This is a genomic window from Deinococcus planocerae (assembly GCF_002869765.1).
Taxonomy (GTDB): Bacteria; Deinococcota; Deinococci; order Deinococcales; family Deinococcaceae; genus Deinococcus; species Deinococcus planocerae.
The window spans coordinates 32,027-47,301 of the sequence record NZ_PNOR01000033.1 but is presented as its reverse complement, the minus strand read 5'-3'; the positions used below and the strand labels follow the sequence as shown (position 1 = coordinate 47,301).

Here is a 15,275-nt window from a genome sequence, read left to right as displayed (position 1 = left end):
GGGGCGGGCGTCACGGGGGTGGGCGCGGGCGTCGGGGTAGCCTTCGCCGCGGGGGGCGGGGGGGCGGGCGTCTGGCCCCCCCCCGCCGGGCCGATCACCCGCACGGTCTCGCCGCCGAGGTCGTTCTGGCCGGGCGGCTTCCACTGGGTCGCGCGGGGGGAGGCGGGCGGGGCGGGGCGCTCGCGGGGCGGGGTCGGGTCCTCCTTCCCGGGGGCCGGGACCTTTGCGGCGTCCAGGCGGACCTTCGGCCTCGGCTCCTCGCGGGGGGGTCCGGCGGCGGGGGTGGAGGGAGCCGGAGGCGGCCCCTTGGCCGCGGCGGGGGGGGACCCGGGCGGGGGGCCGAAAGTCTTTTGCCCGCTCATGCCGGGGAGGGGCGAGGTGGGGAGGTGCTTGGCGCGGGCGGTGGCGTCGCGCACCCCCGAGAAGAAGGTCTGGACGCGGGCGGGGTCGTAGCCGAGCAGGCTGGCGGTCAGGGCGGTTCCGGCGGGGGTCTCGACCCGCAGGAGGCCTTCCTCGTCGCTGTGGATGCGGGTCAGGTCGCGCAGGGTGACCCGGCGGGTGCCGCCCGCGTCCTGGTAGATCAGGGTGTCGTCCAGCAGGGCGAAAAACGCCCCCTCACGTTCCAGCGTCGCGACGGGCGGCACGCCGATGCCCAGCCCCTTGAGGGCCGACTGTACGCGGTCATTCATGGCTCAGCTCTCCTCACCTTGAAGGGCAGCATAGCGGGTCGACCGCGCCCGCACGCACCTTCCTCTGCATCTTCGCCCGCCCCCCCGGCATGAAGGCGCCCCCAAGCCGCGACTCACGCGCCCGGCCCGCCGCCCCCCACACACTGGGCCATGACCGACAACGAGAACCGGTACGGCGACGCTCCCCTGGGCCGCAGCGTCGAGGAGGTCGAGGGAGACGCGGGCAACCGGGTGAACTCCGCCGTCCCCGGCGAACAGGTCCGAGACGACGACATGCTCGCCGGAGTTCCGGCGGCCCCCGTGCTGAGCGGCCCGGCGGGCACCGCCGTCATCCCCGGCGTCGTGGACGTGAACCGGGTCACGGACGCGAACACCGGCGGGGCCGAGGACGGCACGGCCCGCGAGAACCGCGACAGCAGCGAGGGAAGCGCCTGACGCCGGGCGCCGTGCCCGGCACCACGAGGGGGCAGAGAGCATGACCGACAGCGAGAACCGGTACGGCGACACACCCCTAGGCCGCAGCGTCGAGGAGGTCGAGCAGGAAGGCGGCAATCTGAAAAATCCTCCGGCGACGAGCGGCGAACTCTGGGACAACGACCAGATCGCCCTGCCCGCCGTCGCCAACGCGAACACCACCGCCGTGCCCGCCGTCCTTGACCCCGACATCACCCCGGACGGAACCGTGCCCGGAGAGCGCGACAGCGGTGGGGGAACCGTCTGACCGGACACCCTCGCTTAGAGGGCCGACCCGCCGCGTCTGTGCTGGGTCGGCCCTTCGCTGTCAGCTCCCGTCCTTGCTCGGGACCCGCTCGGCGTGGGCACTTCGCGGGCGGTGGACGAACCTCTCGTGCTCGTGGCGGTCGCTCAGGGTTAGGGTGCTGGCGGTCAGGAACCCGGTGCTCATGAACAGGGAGCCCTCGATCCCCGGTCACCGGCAGGGAGGACACGCCGATCCGCATCGGGAAGAGGCTCGGCCCGGAGGCCAGCCGCGTAAAGGTGGGCCGGGCGGGCGTGTCGGCTTGCAGGTCCGGGCGGTGCGGCGTCCGGGTCGTGGGGCGAGAACTTGACGGTAAGCCCGCCGAGCACGGGCGCATCGGAACGCGGCCTAGGCCAATTCACGCGGGCGGTACGTGACCGCCTCCGCGAGGTGCGCCTCGGTGATGTCGGCGCTGCCCGCGAGGTCGGCCACGGTACGGGAAACGCGCAGAACACGGTCGAACCCCCTTCCCGTCAGGTTGAGCTGCCGGGCGGCGGCACGCAGGAAGGCGTCCGGGCCGGGCCGCAGCGCCGCGTGACGCCGCAGGGCCTGCCCGCCGAGGTCGCTGTTGCGGCCCCCCTGCCGGGCGAGCATCGCCTCTCGGGCGCGGGCCACCCGGGCGCGGACCTGGGCCGAACCCTCCGTCTCGGGGGCGCGGCTCAGCTCGTCCACCGTCAGGCGCGGCACCTTCACCGTCAGGTCGATGCGGTCGAGGAGCGGCCCGCTGAGGCGCCCGGCGTACCGGGTGTGCTCGACCGGCGTGCACTTGCAGGCCTTCTCGGGGTCGCCGTGGTGCCCGCAGGGGCAAGGGTTCATGGCCGCGATGAGCTGGAAGCGGGCGGGGTAGCTCACGGTCGCGCGGGCGCGGCTGATCGTGACGTGCCCGTCCTCCAGGGGCTGCCGCAGGGTTTCGAGCGCCTTGCGGGAGAACTCGGGAAATTCGTCGAGGAAGAGGACGCCCCGGTGCGCGAGCGACACCTCGCCGGGCTTGGGCACGCCGCCACCCCCGATCAGCCCGGCGTCCGAGACGGTGTGGTGCGGGGCTCTGTACGGCGCCTGCCCGACGAGCCCTCCCCGGGCGGCGAGCAGTCCGGCGGCGGAGTGGATGCGGGTGACCTCCAGCGCCTCGGCACGGGTGAGGGGCGGGGTCAGGCCAGGGGCGCGGCGGGCGAGCATGGTCTTGCCGCTCCCCGGCGAGCCGACGAGGAGCAGGTTGTGCCCACCCGCGACGGCGATCTCCAGCGCGCGCTTCGCCGCCGTCTGCCCCTTGAGGTCGGCGAGGTCGAGGAGGGTGTCCTCCGAGGCGGCGGGCTCGGGCGGGGCGACCTCGGGAAGGAGGGTCTGGCCGGTGAGGTGGCGCACCGCGTCCTCCAGGGTCCGCGCCCCGTACACCCGCACCCCGTCGATCAGGGCCGCCTCGGAAGCGTTGCCCGCGGGCAGCAGGGCGGGCAGGCGTTCCTGCGCGGCGAGCAGGGCGAGGTTCACCGCCCCGGCGATGGGCCGCAGCGACCCGTCGAGGGCGAGTTCCCCGGCGCTCACCACGCCCGCGAGCGCGGAGGCGGGCAGCAACTCCTGCGCGGCGAGCAGCCCGAGCGCGATGGGCAGGTCGTACAGCGGCCCCTCCTTGCGCAGGTCGGCGGGCGCGAGATTGACCGTGATGCGGGCCGCCGGGAAAGGCAGCCCCGCGTTGCGGACGGCGGCCCGGACCCGCTCACGCGCCTCGCTGACCGCCTGGTCAGGAAGGCCAACGATGGCGAAGGCGGGCAGGCCCGGGGAGACATCGACCTCGACCTCGACGGGCACGGCGTCCACGCCGATCAGGGCGACGCTGCGGGCGCGGGCGAGCATCAGCCCCTCGGCGGGAGGTGTCCCGCCACACGCCGCGTCTCGCCGGTCTCGTCCTGGGGTGCCGTCATCTCTTGCAAGGTCACGGGCGCAGTGTAGCGAAGGGCGTCCCCTCCCCGTCGGGCAAACTCGCGTTCTGGAGCGTCTTTTCGACCCCCCACGATGGGGGTACAGGGCAACGGAAACGCCGCCCCCGGTGGTCAGGAGGGCGGCGGTGGGTGGTGGGGGGTCAGCCCCGCTGGGGGTCGTCGGGGGTGGGCTTCACCGCCTGGGGCGTCACGGCCTGGGGGGTGACAGCCTGCACGGGCTGGGGCGCGGCGCTGGCGACCACCGTCTGCACGGGGGCGGGCTGAGGGGCGGGGGGCGTCTCGCGGAAGCTGCCCTCAAGCTCCTCCTTGAGGCCCTGGGTGCCCCGGCGGAACTCGCGGATGCCCGCGCCGAGGCTCTTGCCGAGGTCGGGCAGTTTCTTCGGGCCGAAGACGAGCAGCGCGATCAGGAGAATGACGAGGAGTTCACCGGGTCCGATGTTGGGCATATGGGTTCCTCCGTGGCATGGACGGAGCGTGGGGAGCGGCGTCCTGCCAGAAGTCTACCCTCGCCTGCCGAGACAAACGTCAGGGGGCTCGTCGTTCGGCGAAGCCCTCAGGTTCCGGTGCCGTGCTCCTCCGGCCCCCCCCGGTAGGCCCGCAGGGTCCCGTTCATGAAGGCCACGTACAGCGTCCCCCCGGCGGCGAGCGGCGTGGCCTGCACCCCCTCGCGCTCCTGGCGGCGCCAGCGCACCTTTCCGCTCCGCACGTCGAGCGCGACGAGTTCGCCCTCCTCGGAGGCCAGGAAGACGAGCCCGGCACTCACCACGGGGCTGGCGGTCACGCGGCCCCCCAGCGCGAACGCCCACACGTCCTCACCGTCGGACAGCCTCAGGGCCCGCACCGTGCCCCCCCACCCGGCCACGACGGCGAGGTTCCCGGTCACCGCCGGGGCGGCCCAGATCTCGTCCTCCACGTCGTAGGTCCAGAGGGTGGGCTCGGGCTGGGCGAGCGCCGCGCGCCCCGACGCCGCGCTCAGGCTCAGGGCGTGCACCTCGCCGGGCCAGGTGGGGACGATCAGGGTCGCCTCCCCCGGCCCGGTCGGCGCGAGGGCGGGCGTGGCGTGGACCGTGCCGACCTCCACCTTCCACAGCGGCGTGCCCTCCCGCGCGTCGAGGGCGTGCAGCCAGCCGTTCTCGTCGCACAGCAGCGCCGCCCCCGCCCACACGACGGGGCTCGCCGCCACCGGCCCCGCCGCCCGGTAGGCCCAGGCGAGTTCGCCGCTCGCCGCGTGCAGGGCGTGGAGGTGCCCGTCGCGGCTGGTGGCGAGCACCCGCTCGCCCCAAAGGGTCGGCGCCCCCGTGAACTCGGCCCGCGCCTGGTGGAGCCAGCCCTCCGCCCCGTCCCCGAGCCGCACCCGCCGCAGGGTGCCGTCCCAGCCCCCATACAGCACCGCCCCGCCGATGAAGGTCGCCGGGGCCGTCACCTCGTCGCGCGCCGCGTAGGTCGCGTAGGGCCGCCCGGAGGCGTGGGTCAGGACGAGCTGCCCCCCCCGCGTCCCCACCGCCACGAGGTCCCCCTCCCCCACCACGGCGGCGGGCCAGGTCACCTCGCCGGGAAGGGCCACGCTCCAGGCCTCGCGCAATCCCTCCACCCGGGCCGGGCCGTCGGGGTGCTCGCCGGTGCGGGCGCGGCCTCCCCGGTACTGCCCCCGGGCGTGCCGCGTCCACACGTCCCGCCGGGCGAGGTCCCACAGGTGCGTGACCGCCTCGCCGCTTCCGGGGCGGTCCTCCGGCCCCTTGGCGAGGAGGGCCAGCAGCACGCGGGCGACGGCGTCGGGCACGGCGGGGTTCAGCTCCCGGGGATCGGGCGGCGGCTCGTACACGTGCTGGTAGAGGACGCTCTGGTCGCTGTCACCCACGAAGGGCGGGCTCCCGCAGGCCACCCGGTACAGCACGGCGCCGAGCGCGTACAGGTCGCTGCGCGGCCCCACCCCCACCCCGCGCGCCTGCTCGGGGGCCATGTAGGCGGGCGTGCCCAACGTGACCCCCGAGCGGGTGAGGTGCCGGGTGTGGTCCGAGAGGGCCACCAGCCCGAAGTCCATGATGCGCGGCAGCCGGGCGTCGTCGAGCAGGACGTTGCCGGGCGTCAGGTCGCGGTGGACGATCCCGTGGCCGTGGATGTGGGCCAGCGCCCGCGAGGCGAAGGCGGCGGCAGTCAGAAAGTGGGCCAGCGGTCCGGGCGCGTCCTCCAGCGGCCCCAGCGCGGTGATCGGCCCGCCTGCCAGGAGCGGCATGGTGAAAAAGACCCGCTCCGCCCCGCTCTCCTCCCGCGTCTCGCCCAGGTCGAGGACAGGCACCACCCCGGGGTGGGTCAGCCGCGCGAGGGTCCGCACCTCCCGCAGGAAGCGGGCGCGTTCGGCGTCGGAGGTGTGGGGGTGGAGCACCTTGACGGCCACCTCGCGGTCGAGGTGGGTGTCCAGGGCGCGGTACACCTTCGCGCTGCCGCCTTCCCCCACCAGGGCGCGCAGCACGTAGCGCCCCACCACGGTCGCCCCGATCTCCATCGGGAAAGAGTCTACCGCCGCGTTGTCGAAGTCGCCGGACGGGGAGGGCCAGGTCGTCTGGGGAAGGCGTACGGTCCCCTCACTTCCCCCATTACCTTAAGACAGGCGCGGCCTGTTCCTCGGCCTCGGGGGCAGGCTGGGGCTCGGGAGGCGGCGTGACGCTGAGCCCTGCCTCCTCTCCCGCCCAGTCCATGAAGGCGTCCAGGCCCCGGCGGAACATCACCGGGCGTTTCTCCCGCTTGCCGAGCTTGCGGCGGCCTTCGGGAACGGGGATTTCAGGGACGAGCGCCCAGTTCACGTTCATGGGTTGGAACCCCCTGGCGTTGGCGGAGGCGAGGTAGCGCACCAGGCCGCCCAGCATGGACTCGGCGGGCGGGGTGAGAGGCTGATGACCGAGGGCGAGCCGCGCGGCATTCAGTCCGGCCAGCCACCCCGTCGCCGCCGATTCCAGATAGCCCTCGGTGCCCGCCAGCACCCCCGCGACGAACTTGGTGGGATCGGCGCGGAGCGCCAGCGTGGAGTCCAACACCTCCGGCGCGTTGAGGTACGTGTTGCGATGCATCACCCCGTAGCGGACGACCTCGGCGTTCTCCAGACCCGGGATGAGTTGCACGACCGCCTTCTGGTCACCCCACTTCAGCCCCGTCTGGAAGCCGACGAGGGACCACAACCTCCCCTCGCGGTCCTCCTGGCGCAGTTGGGCGACGGCGTAGGGCCAGCGTCCGGTGCGGGGGTCGTCCAGGCCCTTGGGCGACATCGGGCCGAAGCGGGGGGTGTCCACGCCGCGGCGGGCGATCTCCTCGATGGGCATACAGCCCTCGAAGAATTCGAGCTTCTCCCAGTCGTGCGGCGTGTGGCTGCGGGCCTGCTCCAGCGCCTCGAAGAAACGGAGGTACTCCTCCTTGGTGAAGGGGCAGTTGATGTAGTCGGCACTCTGGTCGTAACGTCCGGCCCGCCACGCCTTTTCCAGGTCAATGCTCTCGAAGGCGATCACGGGCGCGGCGGCGTCGTAGAAGCTCAGCCGCTCGCTCCCGGTCAGGCGGGCGAGGTCCTGGGCCAGCGCGTCGGAGGTCAGCGGCCCGGAGGCGATGACCGCGATCCCCTCGGGCACCCGCTCGACCTCACCTTCCACGACCTCGATGAGGGGGTGCTCGCGGACGGCGCGGGTGACGCGGGCGCTGAACTCCTCGCGCTCGACGGCCAGCGCATTCCCGGCGGGGAGGCGGGAGGCGTCCGCCGAGGTGATGATCTCGCCGCCCACGCTGCGGAGTTCGGCCTGGAGGAGACCCTTGGCCTGCATCTCGCCCTCGCCGCCCAGGGAGTTGGAGCAGACCAGTTCCGCGAAGTTCCCCGAACGGTGGGCGGGCGTCATCTTGACGGGCCGCATTTCATGGAGGCGCACCCGCACGCCTGCCCTGGCCGCCGCGAGGGCCGATTGCGACCCCGCCAGCCCCGCGCCGATGACCGTGATTTCCGGGAAGCTCATAACACGTCAGTGTAGAGGACGCGGCAGGGTGGATTGTGGAGCGTGGAACTCGGGACGCGGCGCCTCCCCTCCCCTTCCTATACTCGCCCCATGACACGCCGCCCCGGCCTCCTCGCCCTGCTCGTGCTCGCCGTCCTCGCGCTCGTCGGTGGGCTGACCCTCGGCCCCCGGCTCACCCCTCCGCGCGAGGGCAGCACCGAGGTCCGCTTCGTGCGCGAGATGATCCAGCACCACGCGCAGGCGGTGGACCTGGCGACGCGCATCCGGGACCGCAGCGAGGACCGCACGATCCGGGCGCTCGCGCTCGACATCATGCTCTCGCAGCAGGAGCAGATCGGGCAGATGCGCGGCTGGCTGACGCTGTGGGGCCTGCCGTGGGGCGGCCAGGGCATGACGGCAGAACACGCCCGGATGATGGGCATGGCGACCCCCGCCGAACTGGGCAGCATAGACACCCAGCCCGTCTCGGAGGCGGAGAAGACCTTCCTGCAACTGATGATCCGCCACCACCGGGGAGCCCTGGAAATGGTCGAGCCCGCCCTGGAAAACGGCGTCCGGCCCGAGGTTCAGGCCCTCGCCCGGCAGATTCAGGCGGCGCAGGGGGGCGAGATTCGCCTGATGACGCAGCTTCTCGCCGACCGGAACGCGCAACCCCTTCCAGCTCCGGCGGGGGGCAGTCAGGGAGGAACGGAGGGCATGGAGATGGGCGGGCATCAACACTGAAGACGTTTGACACGAAAACGATGTCATGTTGAGCGAGGCGAAACATCTCGTCTTCCTGGCAGTGGTCCCTTCGCTTCTCTCAGGGTGACAACTTTTCCCTTGTCAAAGGCTATAAGAACGCAGAACAAGGAGGAGCGGGCGCAGCACTTCGCCTCTGCGCCCGCTTCCCTTTGCCTGTCCTAATACTCGTCGTCCAGCCCGCCCCGTTTGCCCTCGCGCCTTTCCTTGCGGCGCTCCTGCTTGCCATTTTTCTTCTTGGGACTCGGCGGCAGGCTCAACTCGTAGGTCAGGCCGGGGTCGCACATGGCGGGCTGTTCCCCGAGGCGTTCGCTGGGGTCGGCGGTGCGGAGGTTTCCGGCGGGGTGGAAGTGCCGCGCGCCGCAGTACGGGCACTCGTCCACCACCCAGAACATCACCCGCGAGCCGGGCAGGTCGCGCAGCGTGACGTAGGCGGTGCGGACGGCGTGGCGGTCACGTTTCCCCATGCCGGGGAGGCTAGCGCGGGGACGGCGCAGGGATTGTGCGGCCCACCTTGCCACGAGCCACAGCGCCACCCACCCCAGCGCCCGGCCCAGCACCTCTTACGGCTCTCCCTCCGTGTCGTCGCGCAGGTAGGTCACCACGCTTCGGCAGTGCGTCAGGCCCGCGCGGGCGTACAGGGCGCGGGCCGGACGGGCGTGGTCGTGGGCGCGGGCGCGCAGGGTGCGGACCTCGGGGTGCACGGTGGCCTCGGCAGCGGCGAGCCCCAGCAGGACGCGCCCCAGCCCCTGCCCCCGGTCGGCGGGGTGGACGGCCACGTAGGTCAGGTCGGCGCGGGCCGCCTCGGCGTTGAGTTCGAGTTCGGCGAACCCCACCGCCCGCCCGCCCCGGCGCAAGGCCACGAGCCGCACGTCGTCGCGCACAAAATGTGCCCGCAACTCGGCGTCCGTCCAGTCGAGTCGTCCCGACCAGCCGTCCTCGGCGGCGCGGAAAAGCGAGCGGTATTCCTGCGGAGAAAGGGCCGTCTCGGTGGTGTACTCGGGGGGCACGCGGGCCGAGCGGGCGAGGTGCTCGGCGCGGCCCGTGTAGAAGTCGGTGGTGTGCATGGCCGCGAAGCCCGCCGCCTCCAGCGCCTCCCGCACGGCAAGGTTATCGCGGGCGCTGAAGGCGTAGACGGGCAGGCCGTCCGCCCGTTCCACCGCCCGCCTGAGCAGCCCGTGCAGCTCGCCCGTGCCGAGCGGGCCCTCCAGCACCAGCCCGTCTCGGAAGGGGGCAAGCCCGCAGTAAGCCTGCACCACGCCGTCTATCCCCTCGGCCACGAGGCACACCCGGTCCTCGCACTCGTCGTGCAGGGACGCGGCGTCGCGGGCATCGGGGGCGAAGACCTCGCGCTCGGGCGCGTCGTCCATCCAGGAGAGCAGGGCGAGCACGTCGGGGGCGTCGGTCGCTTGCATCGGTCGGATCATGGCAGGACACCTCCTGGGAGCGCGGGGCCGGGGGCGGTCACCTTCAGCGAGCACAGGCCGGGCGAACACGGTCAGCGTAAGAAGGGGCGTCCCTCCCCGTCTGCACGGCGCGTCACGTCGTGTACGCCGAGGGGCGTGCTATACTCGCCCCATGCCCTGAACAGGGTACGCTGCCTCTCTCCCCACGAACACGAAGCCGTGTTTGAGGGGTCTTTTCTTTTAGGAGGCGGCCTTTTCCCCCGAACGGAGCCGACACCCGAAGAGGAGAACCGCGGGGAGGTGGCCCAGACGGGAGGCCCGCCGTGACGAAAGCATCCGCTCCCAGAGCACCCGCGTCCAGCCCCACCACCCTGCGCCGCCCGGCGAAGACCGGCACGGACCTCCTCGCCCTGCGCGCGCAGCTCGCCCGTGCCGAGAAGGAGGCCCGCCGCGCGCCCACGCCGCCGCCCGCGAAGCCCGAACACCTGCGCGCCAAGCCAGTCAAGCCCCAGCGTGAGGCCGACCTCGCGGGCATCGACACCACCGACCACACGCTGACCCGCGCCCACGCCCGGCTGCGCGACGCCGTGTATGACGGCAATTACCACCTCTGCCCTCACGCCATCGGCCACGCCCGCGCCGAGGGGTTCCTGGAGCAAGACATCGTGCACGTACTCGTCGCCGGGCGGGTGCGGGCCGTGTACCCGGAAGACCGCCGCTGGCTGGTGTGCGGCTCTTTCGAGTCGCACGGGGTGGCGCTGCCCCTGCACGTCGTCGTCGAGCACGGCCAGGGCGGGCACCTCGACGTGGTGACGGCCTTCGTGCCCAAGCACCCGCACCACATCATGTCCCGCGCCCGCCTCGCCGTCATGTTGCGCTACGACGACGAGAGAATCAGGACGAGGACGGCCCCGGTGGGCAACAAGCCGGGCAACCGCAGCAAGGGGAAGTGGAAGAAAGGGGGGTAAGTCAGTTACCCTCCCAGAACTTCTCGCCATTCACCTGAGCAAACTCTTCCAGAAAGTCGCCCAGATTGTCCCCGACTTTGGGCCACTCGGCACGAGGATCAAGGGGCGAAGCAACGTACACAGCGCCAAAATTAAAACTGCTCATCTCCGCTGCGATTAGAAGAACATCCAAATCGCCCAGGAATTCACCGACGATCAGATCACCGATACGGTAATCTTCTGGGCGTTCTTCTTTTGCATCTTGCGAACGCGCTCCCGCTTCCTCAGGTGAATAGAGAACTAACCCCCATTGACCGTAGGTAACATCCTCGTATAAACGCGCACCGGACGTTCTCAGCCAAAAATCTTCAAGGGCCTTTGGCAGCCCTCTTTGCTCGAACACACGCACAATGGCAGAACGCTCAGCAGGAGCGTAAAACGTGTGAAACAACGGCCCCAGCGGCGACTGCCTCGCCACTTGGCCTTCCCGGTAGGACAACAGCACTCTTTGCATCTCCTCCATAAGTCGTGGATAACGTAACAGGGGCGAGTCGGCACCTGGGGAGAACCGTGTTACGTCTCAACACCCATCTTCGCCCTCCCCTGCTACCCTGCCCCCGTGACCCGCCTCGGCCTCTCGGATACCATCGCCGCCATCGCCACCGCCCCCGGCAGCGCGGGCGTGGGCATCGTGCGGGTGAGCGGGCCGGAGGCGCTGAGGGTCGCGGACGGCGTGTTCCGGGGGCGGCGCAGGCCCAGCGCGACGGGGGGCGGGCGGTTCCTCTTCGGGCAACTCGTGGCCGACGACGGCGAGGTGCTCGACGAGGGGTTGTGTCTGGTCTTCCGCGCCCCCCGCAGCTACACGGGCGAGGATGTGGCCGAACTCCAGACGCACGGGAGCCCGGCGGTGCTGGGGCGCGTCCTGGCGCGGGTCCTCGAACTCGGGGCGCGTCCGGCCCGGCCCGGGGAGTTCACCCAGCGGGCGTACCTCGCGGGCAGGCTCGACCTCGCGCAGGCGGAGGCGGTGCTGGGGCTCGTGAACGCGGGGACGGACACGGCGCGGCGGCAAGCGTCCCTGGGCCTCGCGGGGGCGCTCGGGCAGCGGGTGGAGGGGGTGGCCGCTCACGTCACGCGCACACTGGCGGCGATCCAGGCCCTCCTCGACTACCCGGAGGAGGGGGTGCCCGAGGAGGACCGGGACGCGCCCCTCCGGGCAGCGGAGGCAGAATTGGAGGCCTTGGTGGGGACGGCGCGCGCCGGTCAGGTCGCCACCCGGGGCGCTCGCCTCGCCCTGATCGGCCCTCCCAACGCGGGCAAGAGCAGCCTCCTCAACGCGCTGCTGGGCTACGAGCGGTCCATCGTCACGCCGATTCCGGGCACCACGCGCGACTACCTGGAGGCCCAGCTCTCCCTCGCCGGGGTGCCCGTCACGCTGGTGGACACGGCGGGCATCCGCGAGACGGCGGACGCGGTGGAGGCCGCCGGGGTCCGTCAGGCGGTGAGCCTCGCGACCTCCGCCGACCTCGTGCTCGCGCTGGAGGACGGCAGCCTGTCCCGCGAGGCGCTGCCCGCCGAGTTGCCCGAAGCGGCGCGGGTGCTGCGCGTGCGGACGAAGAGCGACCTCCCCGCCGCGTGGACCGACCCCACTACGCTGGCCGTGAGCGCGGTGACCGGAGAAGGCCTGCCCAGGTTGCGAGACGCCATCCACGCGGCCCTGATCGGCGACGCGGCGCGGGGCGAGGCGTGGCTCACGACCGAGCGGCAGGCAGACGCGGCGCGGCGGGCGCTGGAGCACGTTCGCGCGGCCCGCCTCCTCCCCGACGAGCTGGCCGGGTACGAGCTGGAGGAGGCGTTGCGCTCACTCGCGGAGCTGACCGGGCGCGACGTGGGCGAGGACGTGGTGGACGCGGTGTTCCGGAACTTTTGCGTGGGGAAGTAACCTTCCCGCGAACGTCGCAAAAGGCAGAAAGCAGAAGGCCGAGCGGGGGCGCCTTCTGCTTTCTGCCTTCGACCTTCTGTATCCCCGGTCCCTCACCGGGGCCAGACGACCTCAGCCGTTGCTCGTGTCGTCCGAGGTCTCGTCGCCGGGGGTGGTGCTGGCGGGGTCGGAGGTGATCATGCTGCCGCTGGAGGCCACGTCCTGCTTGTCGAGGCCGCGGTCCTCGAACTCGTCGGCGATGCGGGCTTCGGCGCGGGCGTCCTTGAGGGCGTCGCGGTGCTCGTCGGTGCGGCCCATGAACTGGAGGTCCACGTTGCTGATCTCGTCTTCGGTCTTCACGGACGAGTCGGCGGACGGGACGTTCTGGAGCTGCTGGTCGTCGCTCTGGGTCATGGGAATTCCCTCCTCTGTCTTGCCAAGCTAGCAGCGCTTCCCGGAGTGCGGCCTGAGCGTCCCTTTAAGATTCGCCGCGCCTCACAGACTCGTCGGCAACTCCTGAAGGTACGCCACGGGCAGGGTCGTGTCCCCCTGCTTGAAGGCGGCGACGTAGCCGCCCAGGGTGCCGCCGGCGCGCTCGACGAGCCGGGCGAGGGCCTGCGCCGTGCCCCCGCTGGCGATCACGTCCTGCACGATGGCGACGCGCTTGCCCCTGAGCCGCGCGGCGTGCGGCCCGTCGAGCCAGAGGGTCTCCGAGACGCCGAGGGTCATGCTGGGCACGTTCTGGATCAGGGGGTCTTGCATGTAGGTGCGGCGTTTCTTGCGCACGGCGACGTAGGGCAGGCCCGAGCGGTCGCTGAGTTCGTGGGCGAGCGGCAGCGCGTTCGTGACCACCGTGAGCAGGACCTCGGTGCCCGGCGGAATCAGGGGCAGCATCGCCGCGGCGGCGGCCTTGGTGAACTCGCTGTCCCCGATAAATTCCACCAGGGGCACCCGCCCGACGCTGCCGACGCGGACGGTGGGAAGCTCACGGGTCACGCCGCCAACGGTCACGCGCGGGGCCTGGGAGGGAGACTCGACCATGCCGCCCACCCTACCCGAAGAATCCAGGAACAGGCGAAAGGTGTATTCGTCGCTGGGCACCCCCCGGAACTCGTCCGCGTGGGGAGTGAACCCCGTCTGCACGAAGCCCAGCCGCGTGAGCAGGCGGATGGAGGCCGCGTTGCACGTGTCGACCTGAGCCACGGCCTCCCGCACGCCCGGAACCACGGCCAGGAACTCCAGCAGGGCCCGCACCGCTTCCGAAGCGTACCCCCGACCCCAGGCGGAGGGACGGAACACGTAAGCCACGTCCGCCTCCCCCTCCCCCGGGCGCACCGTGGCCTGCACGGTCCCCAGGGCGGGGCCTCCCCCACGGGGAAGGACGACCCAATTGAGCCACCCCTGCGCCCCGTCGGGCGAGGAGCGCGACTCCAGGCGGGCGAAGCGAGCGCGCAACTCCACCTCGGAAGGAGGCGAGGAGGGCAGGAACTCGTGGACGCGCTCAGCCGCAAGGACCGCCGCCATCTCGGGCGCGTGCCCGACGCGCTGGGGCTCCAGACGCAGCCGCGCGGTCAGGAGGAGCGGGTTGGGACCCGGCGCCGCCAGCGGTCAAGAAAACAGCGGCAGGTGCCCCAGCGCCGTGACCTCGGGGCGCTCCTGCCCTTCGGTGAAGACGGCGACGACCGCCGCGACCTCGCCGCCGACCTCCTCGATGATCTGCCGCAGCGAGTGCAGCGTGCCGCCGCTGGACACCACGTCGTCCACGATGGCGACCTTCCGGCCCCTGATCTTCTCCACGTCGAAGCCGTCGAGCACGAGCAGTTGCGGTTTGCCCGTGGTGATGCTCACGACCTCGCGGGCGATGGGGTCCACCATGTAGGGCTTTTGCGTCTTGCGGATCACGATGTAGGGCTTGCCGCTCTCCCGGCTGATCACGTGCGCCAGCGACAGGGCCTTGACCTCGGGCGTCACGAGCACGTCCACGTCTGTCGGCAAGCGGGCGGCGAGTTCGCGTCCGGCGGCCTCGGTCACTTCCGTGTCCCCCAGCATGTTGAACAGGGCCACGCTCACCCCCGGCGCCACCGGCACGACCGGCAGCTCGCGCGTCACGTTCCCGACCTCGACCTTGTGCGTCTTCACGTGCCCGAGTGTAACCCCACGCCCCGGACCCGCCCCCAGCGCCGCCGGACTTTGAGGAAGCCTTCATGCACCCGAATTTGTGGAAAATCCTTTATCTCGCTCGCAAGAACCTCGGAGAGCCGACCCTCAGACTTCACGAGACCAGGGTGGCCGCAGCGCGACAGGGGCCACCGCAGGCGTCCACAGCTCAATTCCCAGGAGGAAAGCGACATGACCACCGCCACGCGCACCACGACCGACCTCAAGCAGGCCGCCCAGAAAGCCCGCCACGAGATGGAGGAGCAGGTTTCCAAGGCCGTTATGAAGCAGCACGCCGAGATGGCCGCCGCGCTCACCAAGCAGCAAAAGGAGGTCCAGAGCCTCCAGGGCGAGGTCAGCCTCCTGACGGCGGCCCTGAAGAAGCAGAAGTCCTCGGGCGGCGGCTTTCCGTGGGGGCTGGTGCTCCTCGTGGGCGGCGGGTACGCCCTGTACCGCAGCAACCCCACGGTGAAAGAGCAGATCGACGGCCTGATCAAGCGGGTGAACCCCGGCCCCGAGGGCAATCTCGCCCGCGCGGGCGACGCCGTGAAGTCCGCCGCCTCCGACGTGATGCAGGGCCAGTCGCCGGGCGCGTCCGTCCGCGCGGCGGGCGGCGAGGTGCAGCGCGGCGGGGAAAAGCTCGTGGCCGAGATCAAGGACGACCTCCAGCGCAAGTCCTGAGCGGGCACGTCCGAGCGGAGGGGTGGACCAGGAGGGGCGGTCCACCCCCTTCCCTT

17 protein-coding genes and 2 pseudogenes are annotated in these 15,275 nt (G+C 71.8%); 6 read left to right on the top strand and 13 right to left on the bottom strand.

All coding sequences use genetic code 11. The features are described from left to right. Positions 1 to 689 (bottom strand): annotated as a pseudogene (locus A7B18_RS16635) (hypothetical protein); the annotation flags it as partial. Positions 690 to 839: 150 nt separating this feature from the next. On the opposite strand from A7B18_RS16635, the gene A7B18_RS16630 reads away from it, so the two are divergent. Both A7B18_RS16630 and A7B18_RS16625 read left to right on the top strand, forming a co-directional pair. Beyond that, positions 840 to 1,124, top strand: coding sequence for a hypothetical protein (locus A7B18_RS16630; protein ID WP_102127821.1), 285 nt, complete (start codon positions 840 to 842; stop codon positions 1,122 to 1,124). Between the two features lie 40 nt (positions 1,125 to 1,164). Continuing rightward, positions 1,165 to 1,410, top strand: coding sequence for a hypothetical protein (locus tag A7B18_RS16625; protein WP_102127820.1), 246 nt, complete (start codon positions 1,165 to 1,167; stop codon positions 1,408 to 1,410). A gap of 60 nt (positions 1,411 to 1,470) precedes the next feature. Here A7B18_RS16625 and A7B18_RS22915 read toward each other — a convergent pair whose 3' ends face one another. From A7B18_RS22915 to trmFO, 5 genes are all read right to left on the bottom strand, one after another. Next, entirely contained in the window at positions 1,471 to 1,593 is a 123-nt protein-coding gene (locus A7B18_RS22915; protein ID WP_281260167.1) for a hypothetical protein, read from the bottom strand. A gap of 201 nt (positions 1,594 to 1,794) precedes the next feature. Then, a complete protein-coding gene (locus tag A7B18_RS16620; RefSeq protein WP_102127819.1) occupies positions 1,795 to 3,294 on the bottom strand; it encodes a YifB family Mg chelatase-like AAA ATPase in 1,500 nt (499 codons plus the stop codon). A gap of 226 nt (positions 3,295 to 3,520) precedes the next feature. Further along, on the bottom strand, positions 3,521 to 3,826 hold the full coding sequence (gene tatA, locus A7B18_RS16615) for a twin-arginine translocase TatA/TatE family subunit (protein WP_102127818.1): 306 nt from the start codon (positions 3,824 to 3,826) through the stop codon (positions 3,521 to 3,523). A gap of 107 nt (positions 3,827 to 3,933) precedes the next feature. Beyond that, on the bottom strand, positions 3,934 to 5,883 hold the full coding sequence (locus A7B18_RS16610; protein WP_102127817.1) for a serine/threonine-protein kinase: 1,950 nt from the start codon (positions 5,881 to 5,883) through the stop codon (positions 3,934 to 3,936). 91 nt (positions 5,884 to 5,974) lie between these two features. After that, positions 5,975 to 7,369 (bottom strand): methylenetetrahydrofolate--tRNA-(uracil(54)-C(5))-methyltransferase (FADH(2)-oxidizing) TrmFO, encoded by a 1,395-nt coding sequence (gene trmFO / locus A7B18_RS16605; RefSeq protein ID WP_102127816.1) that lies wholly within the window; start codon positions 7,367 to 7,369, stop codon positions 5,975 to 5,977. 90 nt (positions 7,370 to 7,459) lie between these two features. On the opposite strand from trmFO, the gene A7B18_RS16600 reads away from it, so the two are divergent. Continuing rightward, positions 7,460 to 8,092 carry a DUF305 domain-containing protein gene (locus tag A7B18_RS16600; protein WP_102127815.1) on the top strand — a complete coding sequence of 211 codons (633 nt, stop codon included), beginning with the start codon at positions 7,460 to 7,462 and terminating at the stop codon, positions 8,090 to 8,092. Between the two features lie 179 nt (positions 8,093 to 8,271). Here A7B18_RS16600 and A7B18_RS16595 read toward each other — a convergent pair whose 3' ends face one another. Together A7B18_RS16595 and A7B18_RS16590 are read right to left on the bottom strand one after the other, a co-directional pair. Further along, positions 8,272 to 8,577: a hypothetical protein gene (locus A7B18_RS16595; protein ID WP_102127814.1), complete on the bottom strand. Its 306-nt coding sequence runs from the start codon at positions 8,575 to 8,577 to the stop codon at positions 8,272 to 8,274. Between the two features lie 96 nt (positions 8,578 to 8,673). Next, complete coding sequence (locus tag A7B18_RS16590; RefSeq protein WP_102127813.1) at positions 8,674 to 9,537, bottom strand: GNAT family N-acetyltransferase; 864 nt, start codon at positions 9,535 to 9,537, stop codon at positions 8,674 to 8,676. Between the two features lie 350 nt (positions 9,538 to 9,887). Here A7B18_RS16590 and A7B18_RS16585 point away from each other — a divergent pair, with 350 nt between their 5' ends. After that, positions 9,888 to 10,484, top strand: a complete 597-nt coding sequence (locus tag A7B18_RS16585; RefSeq protein ID WP_180970206.1) for a DUF4258 domain-containing protein — start codon at positions 9,888 to 9,890, stop codon at positions 10,482 to 10,484. A gap of 1 nt (position 10,485) precedes the next feature. Here A7B18_RS16585 and A7B18_RS21555 read toward each other — a convergent pair whose 3' ends face one another. Further along, entirely contained in the window at positions 10,486 to 10,986 is a 501-nt protein-coding gene (locus A7B18_RS21555; protein WP_180970204.1) for an SMI1/KNR4 family protein, read from the bottom strand. Between the two features lie 96 nt (positions 10,987 to 11,082). Here A7B18_RS21555 and mnmE point away from each other — a divergent pair, with 96 nt between their 5' ends. Next, positions 11,083 to 12,402 carry a tRNA uridine-5-carboxymethylaminomethyl(34) synthesis GTPase MnmE gene (gene mnmE / locus A7B18_RS16580; RefSeq protein WP_102127811.1) on the top strand — a complete coding sequence of 440 codons (1,320 nt, stop codon included), beginning with the start codon at positions 11,083 to 11,085 and terminating at the stop codon, positions 12,400 to 12,402. 111 nt (positions 12,403 to 12,513) lie between these two features. On the opposite strand, the gene A7B18_RS16575 is transcribed toward mnmE, so the two are convergent. The 4 genes and pseudogenes from A7B18_RS16575 to A7B18_RS16565 all read right to left on the bottom strand — a co-directional run bounded on the left by A7B18_RS16575 (position 12,514) and on the right by A7B18_RS16565 (position 14,520). After that, complete coding sequence (locus A7B18_RS16575) at positions 12,514 to 12,795, bottom strand: M-like protein (protein WP_102127810.1); 282 nt, start codon at positions 12,793 to 12,795, stop codon at positions 12,514 to 12,516. An 81-nt stretch (positions 12,796 to 12,876) separates the two neighbouring features. Then, complete coding sequence (locus A7B18_RS22060) at positions 12,877 to 13,422, bottom strand: phosphoribosyltransferase family protein (RefSeq protein ID WP_180970205.1); 546 nt, start codon at positions 13,420 to 13,422, stop codon at positions 12,877 to 12,879. A gap of 111 nt (positions 13,423 to 13,533) precedes the next feature. Next, positions 13,534 to 13,938 (bottom strand): annotated as a pseudogene (locus A7B18_RS22055) (GNAT family N-acetyltransferase); the annotation flags it as partial. 51 nt (positions 13,939 to 13,989) lie between these two features. Then, positions 13,990 to 14,520, bottom strand: a complete 531-nt coding sequence (locus A7B18_RS16565; protein ID WP_102127808.1) for a phosphoribosyltransferase family protein — start codon at positions 14,518 to 14,520, stop codon at positions 13,990 to 13,992. Positions 14,521 to 14,730: 210 nt separating this feature from the next. On the opposite strand from A7B18_RS16565, the gene A7B18_RS16560 reads away from it, so the two are divergent. Beyond that, entirely contained in the window at positions 14,731 to 15,219 is a 489-nt protein-coding gene (locus A7B18_RS16560) for a hypothetical protein (protein ID WP_102127807.1), read from the top strand. The last annotated feature ends 56 nt before the right edge of the window (positions 15,220 to 15,275 follow it).

Coding starts and splice junctions, on each gene's coding strand:
- A7B18_RS16630 (WP_102127821.1), top strand. CDS start 840: ATGACCGACAACGAGAACCGGTACGGCGACGCTCCCCTGGGCCGCAGC.
- A7B18_RS16625 (WP_102127820.1), top strand. CDS start 1,165: ATGACCGACAGCGAGAACCGGTACGGCGACACACCCCTAGGCCGCAGC.
- A7B18_RS22915 (WP_281260167.1), bottom strand. CDS start 1,593: ATGAGCACCGGGTTCCTGACCGCCAGCACCCTAACCCTGAGCGACCGC.
- A7B18_RS16620 (WP_102127819.1), bottom strand. CDS start 3,294: ATGCTCGCCCGCGCCCGCAGCGTCGCCCTGATCGGCGTGGACGCCGTG.
- tatA (WP_102127818.1), bottom strand. CDS start 3,826: ATGCCCAACATCGGACCCGGTGAACTCCTCGTCATTCTCCTGATCGCG.
- A7B18_RS16610 (WP_102127817.1), bottom strand. CDS start 5,883: ATGGAGATCGGGGCGACCGTGGTGGGGCGCTACGTGCTGCGCGCCCTG.
- trmFO (WP_102127816.1), bottom strand. CDS start 7,369: ATGAGCTTCCCGGAAATCACGGTCATCGGCGCGGGGCTGGCGGGGTCG.
- A7B18_RS16600 (WP_102127815.1), top strand. CDS start 7,460: ATGACACGCCGCCCCGGCCTCCTCGCCCTGCTCGTGCTCGCCGTCCTC.
- A7B18_RS16595 (WP_102127814.1), bottom strand. CDS start 8,577: ATGGGGAAACGTGACCGCCACGCCGTCCGCACCGCCTACGTCACGCTG.
- A7B18_RS16590 (WP_102127813.1), bottom strand. CDS start 9,537: ATGATCCGACCGATGCAAGCGACCGACGCCCCCGACGTGCTCGCCCTG.
- A7B18_RS21555 (WP_180970204.1), bottom strand. CDS start 10,986: ATGGAGGAGATGCAAAGAGTGCTGTTGTCCTACCGGGAAGGCCAAGTG.
- A7B18_RS16575 (WP_102127810.1), bottom strand. CDS start 12,795: ATGACCCAGAGCGACGACCAGCAGCTCCAGAACGTCCCGTCCGCCGAC.
- A7B18_RS22060 (WP_180970205.1), bottom strand. CDS start 13,422: ATGGTCGAGTCTCCCTCCCAGGCCCCGCGCGTGACCGTTGGCGGCGTG.
- A7B18_RS16560 (WP_102127807.1), top strand. CDS start 14,731: ATGACCACCGCCACGCGCACCACGACCGACCTCAAGCAGGCCGCCCAG.